Source organism: Niallia sp. FSL R7-0648, assembly GCF_038007005.1.
Taxonomy (GTDB): domain Bacteria; phylum Bacillota; class Bacilli; order Bacillales; family Cytobacillaceae; genus Niallia; species Niallia circulans.
Window position 1 is genome coordinate 2,266,191 of the sequence record NZ_JBBOWE010000001.1, and the last position, 15,265, is coordinate 2,281,455.

The 15,265-nt window shown below is 34.9% G+C and carries 12 protein-coding genes; 1 reads left to right on the forward strand and 11 read right to left on the reverse strand.

All coding sequences use genetic code 11. The annotated features are described in order from the left end of the window. Positions 1-627: 627 nt before the first annotated feature. The 6 genes from NSQ89_RS10970 to ku all read right to left on the reverse strand — a co-directional run bounded on the left by NSQ89_RS10970 (position 628) and on the right by ku (position 7,328). A complete protein-coding gene (locus tag NSQ89_RS10970; RefSeq protein ID WP_047940702.1) occupies positions 628-2,238 on the reverse strand; it encodes a glycerol-3-phosphate dehydrogenase/oxidase in 1,611 nt (536 codons plus the stop codon). A 308-nt stretch (positions 2,239-2,546) separates the two neighbouring features. After that, positions 2,547-4,037, reverse strand: coding sequence for a glycerol kinase GlpK (glpK, locus tag NSQ89_RS10975; RefSeq protein WP_341132616.1), 1,491 nt, complete (start codon positions 4,035-4,037; stop codon positions 2,547-2,549). A gap of 26 nt (positions 4,038-4,063) precedes the next feature. Then, positions 4,064-4,882 carry an MIP/aquaporin family protein gene (locus NSQ89_RS10980; RefSeq protein WP_047940487.1) on the reverse strand — a complete coding sequence of 273 codons (819 nt, stop codon included), beginning with the start codon at positions 4,880-4,882 and terminating at the stop codon, positions 4,064-4,066. Between the two features lie 290 nt (positions 4,883-5,172). After that, a complete protein-coding gene (locus NSQ89_RS10985) occupies positions 5,173-5,718 on the reverse strand; it encodes a glycerol-3-phosphate responsive antiterminator (RefSeq protein WP_047940701.1) in 546 nt (181 codons plus the stop codon). A 65-nt stretch (positions 5,719-5,783) separates the two neighbouring features. Next, positions 5,784-6,431: a phosphatase PAP2 family protein gene (locus tag NSQ89_RS10990; protein ID WP_061796390.1), complete on the reverse strand. Its 648-nt coding sequence runs from the start codon at positions 6,429-6,431 to the stop codon at positions 5,784-5,786. Positions 6,432-6,491: 60 nt separating this feature from the next. Further along, the gene (ku, locus tag NSQ89_RS10995) at positions 6,492-7,328 is read right to left on the reverse strand and encodes a non-homologous end joining protein Ku (RefSeq protein ID WP_047940485.1); all 837 of its coding nucleotides are present in this window, start codon (positions 7,326-7,328) and stop codon (positions 6,492-6,494) included. 201 nt (positions 7,329-7,529) lie between these two features. Between ku and ligD the strand changes: the two genes are divergently transcribed. Next, complete coding sequence (gene ligD, locus NSQ89_RS11000; protein ID WP_061796393.1) at positions 7,530-8,750, forward strand: DNA ligase D; 1,221 nt, start codon at positions 7,530-7,532, stop codon at positions 8,748-8,750. A gap of 137 nt (positions 8,751-8,887) precedes the next feature. On the opposite strand, the gene NSQ89_RS11005 is transcribed toward ligD, so the two are convergent. From NSQ89_RS11005 to NSQ89_RS11025, 5 genes are all read right to left on the reverse strand, one after another. After that, on the reverse strand, positions 8,888-9,817 hold the full coding sequence (locus NSQ89_RS11005; RefSeq protein WP_047940484.1) for an ATP-dependent DNA ligase: 930 nt from the start codon (positions 9,815-9,817) through the stop codon (positions 8,888-8,890). Positions 9,818-10,315: 498 nt separating this feature from the next. Next, the gene (gene dapF, locus NSQ89_RS11010; RefSeq protein WP_341132617.1) at positions 10,316-11,302 is read right to left on the reverse strand and encodes a diaminopimelate epimerase; all 987 of its coding nucleotides are present in this window, start codon (positions 11,300-11,302) and stop codon (positions 10,316-10,318) included. A 136-nt stretch (positions 11,303-11,438) separates the two neighbouring features. After that, a complete protein-coding gene (locus tag NSQ89_RS11015) occupies positions 11,439-12,677 on the reverse strand; it encodes an EAL and HDOD domain-containing protein (RefSeq protein ID WP_341132618.1) in 1,239 nt (412 codons plus the stop codon). A 422-nt stretch (positions 12,678-13,099) separates the two neighbouring features. Beyond that, the gene (locus tag NSQ89_RS11020) at positions 13,100-14,398 is read right to left on the reverse strand and encodes an NCS2 family permease (protein ID WP_047940480.1); all 1,299 of its coding nucleotides are present in this window, start codon (positions 14,396-14,398) and stop codon (positions 13,100-13,102) included. Between the two features lie 269 nt (positions 14,399-14,667). Then, positions 14,668-15,210 (reverse strand): hypothetical protein, encoded by a 543-nt coding sequence (locus NSQ89_RS11025; protein WP_141231669.1) that lies wholly within the window; start codon positions 15,208-15,210, stop codon positions 14,668-14,670. Positions 15,211-15,265: the final 55 nt, after the last annotated feature.

The following is a 15,265-nucleotide window of genomic DNA, read 5'->3' on the forward strand; positions in this document are numbered from 1 at the left end:
AATACAATTAAGCAATGCATATATTTAAGGAAATACACTTCTATTAAAAATGGTGTAATGCCTAAAACAACGAAAGCCCTACCTCTCTTTCATCCTTACGGTTCCTAGACCGCGCCAGTGTGAATTTAGGGTGAATTGTGCAGAACACAAAAATACATTTTTGAAAAAATAATGGAAGGATTAATCCGCATTAGGAAGGATTTAAATGTGTTTTTGAAGATAAATGGAGTGTAATTGTTTTGAATGCTATTATATAGTTGTTCCGTATACTTATAAATTTCCTGTTACTTTACACAATAATTCTACAAAATTCTGTTAAACCTCAAATACATACAAGGAACATCTTATCGCAAAATTTGCTTATAGTCAACTATTAGTTTCCCTATTTTTGTAAAAACGCTTATTTTGTGGAAGGGTTAATCGATATTCTCACTATTATCAGGCACTCGTTTCCCTCCATTTCATACACTTAATTACCATGTTGTAATCAATGAGCTTCCTATCCTGTTGTCTGCTCGAGGCGACCGCATGAATCACTTACGTGCGGTCGCTTCGAGCTAACCAACCTATCATTTGTTCTAAAGAATTTCATTAAATGGGAAAGCCTTATTTCCTATTAACTTTCCATTACCCTGCAAACGGAATAGTTGCTTTGTGTATTTCTTTTTCTAGTTCGGCTGTTAGGGTATTAGTTCTTTCGGTGCTCCAATCGTAATATTCTGCCATGTATTCAATTACTGCATCTTTTACTTCCTTTACTTTAGCAATATCAAATAAAAGCATTCCTGTCCGTCTTAGTAGTACATCTGTCGGAGTTATTGCATATTCATATTCCATTGCATAGTGAATCCGTGCAAGTAGGACTGGGGAAAGTTCTTCATATTTCCCGCTTAACTCCTTTGCAATTTCATAAAGAATAGGCGCATTACTGCCATATAGCCTTGCAATGTTTTCTGCTTCCTCTTTTGAAAGTCCTCCATTCATTCCCTTTGATACAACATCTTGGATATACGTAGAAAAACCTTTTGAACCACCAACATCTCCACCAGAGATTGGCATCGACTTTGTCATACATTGTTTAAATGACTTCCCCGTCTTCTCTTGCAATCTAGTGGAAACAAGATTAACAACTGTTTCAGCCATTTTACGATACCCCGTTAATTTCCCTCCAGCAATAGTAATAAGCCGACTGTCAGACTCCCAGATTTCATCCTTGCGAGAAATTTCAGAGGGATCTTTTCCATCTTCCAAAATCAATGGTCTAACTCCCGCCCAGCTTGACTCCACATCTTCTGCGGAAACGGAGATCGAAGGAAACATAAACTTAATTGCTTCTAAAAGATAATCTCTATCTTCTTTCGACATCGAAGGATGAATGGGATCTTCACTATAAAAAGTATCTGTTGTCCCAACATATGTTTTTCCATCCCGTGGAATAGCAAAAACCATTCTCTTATCTGGTGTATCAAAATAAATCGCTTGTTTTAAAGGAAATACAGATTGATCAATAACTAAATGAACCCCTTTTGTCAGCTGAAGCGCTTTACCTTTTCGGCTTCCATCAATCGTTCTTAATGTATCAACCCATGGTCCAGTTGCATTTACCACAACATTGGCATAAATAGGGTAAACCGTATTTGTGATAAGATTTCTAACTTCTACACCTTCTACTTTTCCGTTTTTATCATATAGGAAGTTCTCTACTTTCGTATAGTTAATCGCAGCTGCACCACAATCTACGGCCTTTTTCATTACTTCTACAGTCAGTCGGCTGTCATCTGTGCGATACTCCACATAATACCCTCCGCCTTTAAGACCATCTTTCTTAATTAATGGCTCTTTTGCAAGTGTTTCTTCTTTCGATAGCATTTTTCTTCGTTCCGATTTTTTTACTCCAGCTAAGAAATCATATACTCTTAGACCAATATTGGTGGAAAATTTTCCAAACGTTCCTCCTTGGTGTAACGGAAGTAACATCCATTCTGGTGTAGTTACATGTGGTCCATTTTCATACACCACTTCTCTCTCCTTCCCTACTTCTGCAACCATCTTCACTTCAAATTGCTTTAAATAGCGGAGACCACCATGGACGAGCTTTGTTGATCTGCTTGAAGTTCCTGCTGAAAAATCCTGCATTTCTACAAGAGCAACTTCCATTCCTCTAGCTGCGGCATCTAAAGCAATTCCCGCTCCTGTAATACCTCCCCCGATCACTAACACATCAAATTTATTATTCATTAACTGTTGTTGTATTTTTTCTCTACTACTTGGCTTCTTTTGCAAAGTAAAACCCTCCCTATACTTAAAAAACTTGTTAGTTTAATAATTTCCTTTCGTAATACATTCAAAACAATTTAGTTTGTACATGATCTATATACAAACAAAAAGAGACCACAAAGTTACATTACCAATAGAACGATAATGCTTTGTGGTCTCTCCATTTCTCCAGACAAAAAATATTAACTTGTGTTTATTATATCATATTAACCTAGATATTCATAGTATTTATACTATTATATTAAACTTTAAAACAGTAGGTTCCCCTTTTATTTAAAAGCCATTGTAGCCTTAACAGCTTTCTTCCATCCAGCATATAATCCTTCTCTTGTCTCTTCCTCCATTTTTGGTTCGTAGGAACGATCTAGGCTCCATTGTTCCGCAATTTCCTTTTGATCTTTCCAGAAACCAACAGCTAAACCAGCAAGATAAGCTGCTCCTAATGCAGTTGTCTCATTTATAACTGGTCTTTCCACAGGAACATTTAATATATCTCCCTGGAACTGCATAAGGAAATTGTTTCGAACGGCTCCTCCATCAGCTCGTAATGTTTTAACTTGAATATTCGAATCAGATTCCATAGCAGCCAGAACATCTTTTGTTTGATAGGCAAGTGATTCTAGTGTTGCCCGAATAAAATGCTCTTTTGTTGTCCCTCTAGTTACTCCAAACATTGCCCCTCGCACATCACTGTCCCAGTATGGAGTTCCTAATCCAACAAACGCTGGTACAATATAAACTCCATCTGTAGAATCTACTCTGCTTGCATAGTCTTCGCTGTCTTTCGCATCTTTTATCATTCTTAAGCCATCTCTTAGCCACTGGATAGCAGATCCTGCCACAAATATACTTCCTTCAAGGGCATAATTTACTTTTCCATCTATCCCCCATGCGATTGTTGTTAACAAGCCATGGTCTGATTTTACTGCTTTTTCACCTGTGTTCATTAACATAAAGCAGCCCGTACCATAAGTATTTTTCGCCATTCCCGCTTCAAAACATGCCTGACCAAATAAAGCAGCCTGTTGATCTCCTGCCACTCCTGCAATTGGAATTCTATTTCCAAAGAAATGTCCTTCCACTGTATGAGCATATATTTCAGAAGATCCTTTTACTTCTGGGAGCATCGATTTTGGAACTGTTAATATTTCAAGTAGTTCTTCATCCCATTTTAATTCATAGATATTAAACATTAACGTACGTGAAGCATTTGTATAGTCTGTTACATGCGCTTTTCCACCAGATAATTTCCAAATTAGCCATGTATCAATTGTACCAAATAATAAATCCTCGTTTTCTGCTTTTTGTCTAGCTCCATCTACATGATCTAAAATCCACTTTACTTTGGTACCTGCAAAATAAGCATCAATTAAAAGTCCTGTTTTATCACGGAAAAGCTGATTATATCCTTGTGCTTTTAGTTCTTCACAAATTTCATTTGTTTGTCTTGATTGCCATACAATGGCATTGTATACGGGCGCCCCAGTATTTTTATCCCATACAACAGCCGTCTCCCGTTGATTGGTAATCCCAATACCTTCTATTTGTTCCGGCTTAATATCTGATTCTGATAAAACTGTCGCAATAACAGCTAAAATAGAACCCCATATTTCATTTGCATTATGTTCAACCCATCCTGGCTTCGGAAATATTTGTGTGAATTCCTTTTGGGCCACATGCACAATATCCCCTTTTTTGTTGAAAATAATCGCCCTTGAGCTTGTTGTCCCTTGATCTAATGATAATATAAATTTTTCCATGAATAAAACCTCCCATTAGTAAATGATTATGCTACTTTTTTACCAATACTTTTACTTTCCCCTTTTGTCTTAAAAAATGCAAGTAATAATACAATGACAGTAATCGCTATTACAATCCAAAAGCTTGATAAGACAACCCCTTTAAAGATATACGTATAAAAAACGGCTGCTAGTGATCCGCCTAAAATGGGACCAACAACTGGTATCCAAGCATATCGGAAATTGGATGATCCTTTGCCGGCAATTGGTAAAACAAAATGGGCAATTCTTGGACCAAGGTCACGTGCAGGATTAATAGCATAGCCAGTTGTTCCCCCTAATGACATCCCAATTACAACAATAAGCAAGCCTACAGCAAGCGGGTTCAATCCCTCAGCAAAACTATTTGCTCCAATAAACAATAAGCCAAGCACTAACATAAACGTCCCTATCAATTCGCTTAATATATTTCCAAAGGTATGTGGAATAGCAGGACCTGTTGAAAAGACTGCTAATTTTGCTTCCGCATCCTTTGTTGCACCCCAATGCGGGAGATAGTGTAAATATACAATACATGCACCTAAAAAAGCGCCAATCATTTGTGCCAAAATATACGGCAATACTTGATTCCAAGCAAAATCACCAGTGATTGCAAGCGCGATGGTAACAGCTGGATTTAAATGGGCACCACTAATACTTCCGACAGCAAATGCTCCCATTGTAACTGCCAATCCCCAGGCAAGAGTAATCACAATCCACCCTCCACCATTAGAGAACGCTTTCTTTAAATTCGCACCAGCTACAACGCCTCCCCCAAATATAATCAAAATCATGGTACCAACAACTTCTCCCATAAACGCAGACATCAAAATCCCCCTTTTCCTTGTTTCACTCTGTTAAAATTCTGACAATGAATTATATTAAACTGCTTTACCCCTAAACTACCATCATACTAACATTTATTTTTATCATTACAGAGTGATTGTCATATAACATGCAAAAAAAGGAGAACACGACAGATTAAGCCACTAAAATTATGGTGACTACTGCGTGTATCTCCTTTTCTCCAACACATTAAATTAACTTGTAAGGTTATTGTAAACGCTTCCTGTTGGTCTGTCAATTATTTTTATTGTTTTCACTATAAAAAAATTATTTACTTTATTTTTTGCCATAATTCTTTTTTAGAAGTAGTTATACTAGTAGCCCCTGCTTCAATTGCATTGCTTATATCCTTATCCGTGCGAATCAAACCACCTGCAAGAATGGGTACATTTAAACTCTCTTTAATTTCTTTAATCATCCAAGGCATTGTTCCTGGAAGCACTTCGATATAATCTGGATGTGTTCGTTGTACTAGTTTAACGCTTTTCGCTATTGCATGACTATCAAGGAGAAATACCCTTTGAATTGCTATCACGTTTTTCTGCTTTGCTTTTAAAATAACCGATGATTTTGTAGATATAAGTCCATATGGTTTAAATTCTTGACAGATAAACTCTGTTCCAAAATCATCACTTTTCAATCCTTGGATTAAATCAACATGATAAATCATTTTCTTATTTGCTTTTTTTGCAAGCAAGCTTATATGTTTTAACTGTGAAACATGTACCTCTAAAAATACGCCAATTTCATAATCGCTTTTTAAAAACGCTTCGAATTCCTTCATATTTGATGATGCTGGAATAATAGGTTGATTCATTTCATTTCCCCCAAAAAGTTTCATTCTTAATCTCTTCATGACCATTCAAGGCTTCCCAACATTCACTACCGTTTCGTTTTAAATTCATATAGGCGAAATGCTAATATGCAAACAGCAGAATAGGCGATACCTATTGAGTAGCCACCTACAACATCTGTTGGATAATGGACACCTAAATATACTCTGCTTGTTCCTATTAAAAGAATAAGCATACAAGCAATTATGTAAGCCATCACTTTCTTTCCAGTTGAATTAAGCAAATGTATACATAAGTACGCACATGAGCTGAAGAAAATAAGAGAACCCATAGAGTGTCCACTTGGAAAACTATAGCCTTTTTCTATTATAACAGGCAATATATCCGGACGCTCTCTTTTGAAGAACCATTTAAGAAGCGTATTTAATAATGCACCAAAACCATTAGCAGAAATAAAAAAAATGGCTAAAGCATACTTTTTCTTCCATAGTAAAAGTACTGTAATAATTAGTATCGCTGCTGCGATAAACAAAATAGACCCTAAAAAGGTTATTCGTTCAACCCATATTGTTAATTCGTCTGAAATAAATGATTGAGTAAAATGGATGATTGTATCATCAAATGAAATAATATCTGAGCTCTTTACATGTCTTGCAATAATATAAAATAGCCCGCTAAAAATCAGGATAACTGCTAACATTACACCGATATATTTTGACGTTATTCTTCTCTCCATGTAAATCCCTCGCTGTTATATTTTAGTGCTAGCTATTTCGCAGTAGCTAGCACTTTATTTTTAAGCTTCTTTGACAACTTTCTTTCTTGTGGTCTTTTTCTTTTTTTCCTCTGTTTTCTTACTAGGCTTTGTATTATCAATAGATGCTTGTAGTGCAGCCATTAAATCCATGACATTCGATTCCCTTGGTTTATCTGTGCCTGTCACTACCTCTTTGCCAGCTTTCTTTGCTTCAATCAATTCAAGAAGAGCTGTTCTGTATTCATCTGTATATTTCTCTGGCGTAAATTCAGTGGTTAATTGATCAATTAATAAAATCGCTGTTTCTAATTCTTTTTTCTCTATTTGATTTACTTCCGGAACATTTGGTACATCGTCCACCTTACGAACTTCATCAGGAAAATGAATAGTTTCCATTACGAGAGTATTTTCATAAACCCGAATAATTGCCAGCTGTTCTTTGGAGCGAATAATAATTTTCGCAATTCCCACTTTCCCTGTCTCAAGTAAGGCTTGTCTTAATAAAGCATATGCCTTATTACCACCCTCACCGGAAGACATATAATAACATTTTTCAAAGTAAATAGGATCAATCTCTTCCATCTTCACAAAATCAATAATCTCCACTGCTTTATCTTCATTCTCTTTGTGCAGGTTTTTCAAATCTTCTTCATCAAGCACAACATATTTTCCTTTTGCATATTCATATGCCTTTACGATTTCTTCTGGAGCAACTTCATTTCCACAAGCAGAACATTTCTTTTCATATTTAATTGGGGCATGACAAGCCTTATGAAGTGTTCTAAGCTTGATATCTTTATCTTCTATTGCTGAATGCAGCTTAATCGGTATGCTTACTAATCCAAAACTTATATTTCCTTTCCACATTGTATGCATAATTAATCTCCAATCTTATTAGTTGAACACAATATTTCTTTTATGAAAAAAGCAATATTCATCACTTTTTCTTCTATCTATTTATACATTGTGTCACCGTTTTTTTTTCATACTATTTAATTATTGGCAGCAGACACTGTTCATACTATGTACTTAAATAGATATACTAATAAGAGTTAGATAAATCAGGAGGATAGACAAATGCATACAGCTGCATTTTTTATTAGTAATTATTATAAAAAAACAGACTCATTTGGTGTCAGTGTCGTTGGAAACGAGAATATTATCACTGTAGGTTCTTTTCAAAAAGGCTTAAAAAAAGCAGAAAAAACAGCATTAATACAGATTATAAAAGAACATGCTATAAAGGAAGATGACGATTTATATTATTTAAATCCAGGAATTTGCGTAGAATTACAGTTTTCCTCCTTTCAACAGTATAAACTGAGCAACCCCGTTTTTATCCAATTTTTATATAATATAGATTGGAAAGACTGTACATTAGAGAAACTCGTCGCAACAGAGTCTACGCCTATTACTCATGCTGATAAACCTCTATTTCCCAACACCACGATTACGAAACTCGATTATATTTTATATTTAAAAGAGGTCAGTCCATATTTACTTCCTTTTTTAGAAAATCGCTTATTGACTACGATTCGATTTCCCCATGGTTTATTTGGAGAATCTTTTTATCAAAAACAATGTCCAGACTACGCTCCATCTTATGTACAAACATATAAGAACGACGACATAGAGTATATCATTTGCAATAACCTAGAAACGCTTATGTGGCTTGGAAATCAATTAGCGTTTGAATTTCATATACCATTTGAAACCATTTATTCTAATAGCATGCCTTCTGAAATTGTCTTTGATTTAGATCCGCCTTCTGTGGAACATTTTTATATGGCTATTAAAGCGGCAAAAGTTCTACAACAGATTTTGGAACGATTACATCTTTTATCTTTTGTGAAAATATCAGGAAATAAAGGAATTCAGGTATATTTACCACTTCCAGAAAAAACATTTACTTATGAAGAAGTACGTTTATTCACAGAATTTATTGCAAACTATATGATTGCGGAAAATCCAGAGCTTTTCACCATAGAACGATTAAAGAAAAACCGCAAAAACAGATTATACATTGACTACATCCAACATAGTGAAGGAAAAACAATTATCGCTCCCTATTCTATTCGCGGTAATAAAGGAGGATATGTTGCATGCCCAATTGAATGGGATGAATTAACGGAAGATTTACATCCTCGCCAATTTTCAATGGACGTTGTTTTACAAAGACTACAAAAAGGGATTCATTCCTTCGCTGGTTATTTTGCGGCAAAAGAAAAACAACCTTTTCGTCAAGTACTAGATGTGTTAACAAATGTCCAAAACACTGAAGGGCAGAAAAAAATCTGAATAGATGAATGCGAAAACTTTCTAATCATATCCTTGTATGCAAACATAAAGACAATAAAACGCCCAAACAAAGGAACGGAAATTTTTCTGTCTAATGTTTGGGCCTATTTCTAGAATAATTCTGGCTATGCATGTTGTTATACTAATTTGCATTCTTCAATGGGGATAGTGACAAATGACTCGATGACCGGATGCCTTAATGTTCTGCCTTCTGTCCATTCTAAAAAGGAGATTTTGACAGTAAGTGCTGGCCGCAGCCAGACTCCATCTTTCGCTTTCCTGAGATTAGCAAAAGGACTCTCATTTATAATGATTGGCTCAATCGCTTTTGAGACAGCAGCCCAGTCATTTGCGGTCAATTTACCCGAACCAGCACTTCCAATATAAACTAGCTTCCCCGACTCATCAAATAACCCAAGGTGGAGAGAATGGACCGTTTTATTTTTAAATGTTACTCCTCCCACTATAGCGATTAAATCCTGCTCTTTTTTTCGCTTAAGCCATCTGGCATCCTTTCCGCCCAGAACATAGGAACTACTAAGATCCTTGCAGACAATTCCTTCTAACTGATGTTGTTGACAAACAGCAAATAAACCTCGCATATCTGTAAAGTTTTCAACTAGACGAATATCTTTCGTCTCAGCTACTTTTTCATGCAATATTTTTTGTCTTTCCAGTAATGGTTTGTCTACCAGCCACTGTCCATCGAGGAACAGGATATCAAAAATCATATAGGTAATCGGGATTTCCTCTTGCAGCTCACTTAATCGCTCAAGTTTTCGCACTCTGTCCCGTCTCATTACTTCATAAAAGGATGGTTTCCCATCCTGTAAAGCAATGACTTCGCCGTCGAGAATACAATTTTTTGCCTGTACAAAGGAACCGGTCTTTAATAATTCAGGATATTGCTGCGTTCTTTCATTTTTCTTTCGATTAAATAATTTTGTGTCCTCTCCATCATAGTAGGAGAGAATTCTTGTTCCATCCCACTTAACTTGAGCAATCCATTGATCCCCTTTTGGAATTGCTTCTGTTAGTAGTGGTTCAAATGGCTTTATTGGTTTCATGTGCTTTTATTCCTTTTATTCTTACCATTTGCTAATAGAACAAAATTATACAAGGATCTTATCTATCTCAAACTGCAAACAAACCTCAGAATTTTAGAAATAGTAGTTGGTCTTTAGGATATTTTTTAATTTCTTCGAATAGAGATGAGATATTGCTTCCCGTCGGGCTCGCGCTGAGCCGCGGTCTGCCTTCAGTCTGCAGGGTATAAGACTGTCTCGCTAATCACGCAGGAGTCTCCCCCTTAGACTACAAGCAGCGCATAAAAATCATTTTTAACTTTTCTAAAATCATTTTGTCAACAAACTAATCTATTTTTAATTTTTTTGACGCTCTTAACCTTGCTGTTTAACTACTAATAATGCTAGAAATGAAGTTTGTCCATTTTCTAATCACTTTATCATCTATAACAAAAAGGTCAGTTTCTATTCCACATAACAGAATGTTGAATAGACCTAACCTTATCCTTCCATACTAACCAACTACTGTTCTCTCCAAATTTATTTTAAATGATTTTCGACATATTGCTTTGCTTCTTGTTGTAGTTTTTTATATTGAACAGCTTCTTCCTCGAAATATATCTTATTCGTTACGGCATAGTTTTCTATTGTATCCCATTCAAATGATACATCTGCACGATATACATAAGTAGCGTTGCCAATTAAATCAATTCGATATTGATCATTTTGATGATGTACATAGCAGCGAACTTTGCCCCCATTATTATACACATCTACATAGGTATTTTTTTCATTAAACCCATTTAGTATGGAAACAAGAGTGGAAGCAGACATAGCAGTCCCACAAGCATTTGTAAACCCTACTCCTCGTTCGTATGTACGCACATAAATACTTCCTTTTTCTAATATTGAAACAAAGCTAACATTTACACCGTCTGGAAAATACTCATTCGGACCATTCACATATTTACTTATCGTTTCTTGAATATCCGAATCAAGTACTGCCTTATCTACAAGTGTAATTAAATGCGAATTAGGCACAGCTAAAGCAGTAAATAATAAATCTTTATTTAACCCCGGAATTTTCTCATTTATTAGTGTAGTCGATTCTACCTCAAGCGGCAGATCCTTCGTCTGAAAAGATACAGGAGATATTTCTACCAAATACGTTGGGATATCCGGATAAATATCTGTTTCATTTTTCACTTCTAAATTTGCTTTCATTGTTTCAATCATCGCTTCCTCTACCTGAAGGAGTTCACAAACATATCGAGCGACACAACGAATACCATTTCCACACATCGATGCTTCGGAACCATCGGCATTAAAAACTCTCATTCTTGCATCAGCAACTTGACTAGGCATTACAAAAAGAATACCATCCGCTCCTAAAGAAGAAGCTCTATTACATAGCGTTTTAGCTATTTCTGCTCTTTCATCTTCGGTAAACTGATAGGCGTCTGAAATTTCATCTATTATTAAAAAATCATTGCCACTTCCATGACATTTTGTAATTTTTATATTCATTTCATCGTTCCTCCAAGCTATATTTGTTTCTTATTTATTTTACTGTTCCTTTGTCTAACCTGCAATCAATTCTTCCTTGCCCAAAAAAAGAGAAAACCTTAACAGCTTTTAGTCAAGTCGTTAAGGTTATTACCATTCATCCATATAAATCATCATCTAATAGCTTCTTTGCCCATGAAATAGATTCTGCATATACTTTAAACAATTCCTTTTCTTGAATATCCAATTTTTTACAACCAAGTGCAATTCCCGACCAGTCAGCTGTTTCTGCTGCAATGACCAATTGAAGCACATCATATTGAACATTTTTCTGTCCTGATAAAGCTTGTACAATTGTCTCATCCAATGGTAGATCGGAAAGAATGGTATCCATATCCTTGTTCATAATGGTATCCATAAGAGAGAACATTCCCGTCAAAAAAAAACTTCCATATTCTATTCTTCCCGGTATAAGTTTTGCTACCGCTTCGCACATATTAGAACGTATTAAGCAATTATGAATCACTTCTAAAGAAATTCCATTCTTCCAGTCCTTTTCCCTAACTGTAAGAATATAAATCCATTTTCGAAGTTCTCTAAGCCCAATATATACAATGGCATGTTTAATACTGGTTACTTTTTGCTTTACTCCATATCCTAGTGTGTTAATTAATTTCAATAACTTATATGATAAAGAAATATCCTGTTCAATCAATTTAGAAATACGGTTTATATCTGGATTTTCATCATGTAATAGCTCAAGGATCTTATAATATGCCGTCATATAGGTTGGCACATCATGGGAAGACATGATGACTGGTCTTGAAAAATAATAACCTTGAAAATAATGATAGCCGCTGTTTCTAGCTTGTTCATACTCCGTACTTGTCTCAAGTTTTTCAGCAATTAATTCAATGTGATGCTTTTTAGCAATCGCTTCTAATTCTGTTCGCACTTCTTTAGTCGTATGTTGAAAATCGATTTTAACCATATCTGCTAATAGCAGTAAAGAATAGGAGTATGGGTTACTTTTCTCTAAATTAAAATCATCTAAAGCCAATTTGTAGCCTAATTGTTTGAGTTCTAAACAAATATCTATAATTTTTTGACTTGGAACAACAGTTTCTAGAATCTCTATTACAATATCCCTCGGCTGAAAATATGTAGGAAGTTTAAGTTCTAATAAATTCTCAGTAAAATTAATAAAACAAGGTTTACCGTCTGATAATTTATCTATGCCAATATTAAGAAAACTGTTAATAATAACATTTGTTGTCGCCTGATCACCATTTATATTGGGGAAGGAATTAATATTATTATGTCTATATAGTAGTTCATATCCATAAACTTCTTCCATTCGATTAAATAGTGGCTGTCTCGCCACAAAAACTTCCATTTATTTACCTCCGTCAATCTTTTTGCGCTTAGTTATTGTCATTTTAATAAATTTATTAGTAGAAGGTTGTCGAACCTTGCTTGTAAGAAAATAAAATTCTTACCAGAAATGTCATCGTTAATGTTTAGGGGTCATCTAGGTTGTATTTAAAGGGAATGGAGAAAAGATTCTTTGATTCAAGGCTATATATAATCAAAATGATAGCTAATCCAGAAAAAAGAACTTTTTTACATTCTATTTTTCTAAAAGATATCTTGAATAAAACGGGGAATTCTAAAAATACAGGGCAATTTAAAATACCATTAAATAGAGTAAAGCTATAGAGACAAAAAGCTTATGCACAAAAACGAGTATAGTTAGACAGCTAGTAACAACTTCTGAAAAAAGAAAATGACTTTCTAATTTCAGAAGTGATTTTGCTATTAATGTGTATATTGAAGTAAAAAATTAATCAAAAATAATGAGGATATGAAATACAAAGGCAGTGATACTTCTTTCGCTTTACCTAAAGCAATCTTTAAAATTGGGTAAAGAATAAACCCAATAGCCATGCCATCTGCGATACTGTACGTAAACGGAATCATCGCAATAATAAAGAAGCTAGGAAAACTTTCACTTAAATCCTTTAAATCCAGATTTCGGATATTCTGTAGCATTAATCCTCCAATAATAATTAAAATTGGTGCAATCGCACTATCTGGAATTAATTTTATGACAGGAATAAAAAATGCTGAACAAATAAACAGAATACCTGTCGTTACAGCTGTTAAACCTGTTTTTCCACCAGCGGTCATACTTGCTGAGCTTTCAACTGTAGCTACTGTTGGACTTGTGCCAAATAAACTAGATAGAAAGACAGAAATAGAAGTAGCTCGAAAAGCTTTTTGAAATCGCTCAGATTTGTTTATAAATTGGACATGATTGTTGACCAATCCAATATTCTCAAACACAAGGACCATTGTAAGAGAAAATACGGCAATCCAAAAAGGAATCGATGCAAGTTTGTCAAAAGACAGATGACCAAACACACTTTTGTATTCTTGAAGGTGAACCGACTGGCCACTTCCTGCATTTACATTAATCAGTCCAAACATCCAAGCAATGAAAGTACCAACAATAATCGTGATCAGAAAGTTTCCCTTCACATTTCTTAAAAATAGAATAATACTTATTAAAAATGTGAGTACTGTTGCTAGTACATGTAAATCATTAAAAGATCCCAAGGCAATAATTGAATTTGTTCCTCTTTCTACTATACCGCCTTTTTCCAATCCAATTAGCATTAAAAATAGACCTAAACCAACGCTAATCGATTCTTTTAATGAAACAGGAATAGAATCACTGACAATTCTAGCTAGTTTCGTAAAAGCAACAATCATAAAGAGAATTCCAGAAACAAACACTACTGCCAACGCTTCTTGCCAGGTTAGAGCCATTGAATTTACAATGGTATAAGAAAATAACGCATTGATACCCATACCTGGTACAAGCAAAATTGGCACATTTCCATAAAAACCCATTAAAAAACAGCCAACAACGGATGTTAAAATGGTTGCAATGATTGCTGCTTCCAATGGAATACCTGCTTCTGCTAAGATTAAGGAGTTTACTACCACGATGTATACAACAGTAAAAAAACCAATAAACCCTGCAAGCACCTCTTGTTTAATGGATGTTTGACTTTCTTTTAGCCGAAAAAATGAAAAAATATAATCTTTCATCTGATATACCTATTTAGTTGTATCCCTCTCCCTACCCGCTTCCCCTATAAAATGCAAGTAAAGCATGTCAAAGACTGACATGACTTTTAGCATTCAATAAGGTAGCCACAAGAAATTATAATAGCAGATTGCCAATGTTTTGCCAATGTTTTTTAGGAGAAAATACTCATTTTTTCCTATTTTCCTTATTGCTATTTCTTATTATTTAGTCATTTTTCCTTAAATCAGCTTATCAAAGAAAAACTTTCTGTTCTAAAACTCCATCCATATTAATGATTCGTATAAGCGAATAACTTTGTCAATATAGCATAGAGGTGAATAATTTCTTTATCAGACGCATGGTGATCAATTGACAATAGCGGCAGATTAGGATCTTGAAAACGTTTGGCCCACTCTTTTGGCATCCAGCCCTTTCTTAACTGGGCCAATTTATGACCATCTTCTTGCTCAAACTGATACTCCATTTGTCCAAAGGTTTTTTTCATTATGATTGTGTCTTCCCCATAAAGAAATTGGATCACTAATCGTTTTTCTGTCTTTATTTCTAGAATTCTGCTGATTATTTTTTTATCCTTATTTTTTATATCTATTCTATCTTTTTTTAATGTAAAAACATATTGGAGATCCCCTTGTGTATTATAAAAGCCATACGATTTTGTATAAAATCGATCGAATAAGAACGGCAAATACCAACGAATAATCGAGAATTTTTCATCTTTTATTTCTCCTATCTCTTGTCCATCTCTATCAAAAACAACCATTCTTAAGGATGGCGCAGGTAAAAAAGATAAAACCACCGTATTTGTTTTCAAAATTGATCTTGCTTGTCCCGCGGAGAAAAAATTCTCCATTTTCTCTAAACGTCGT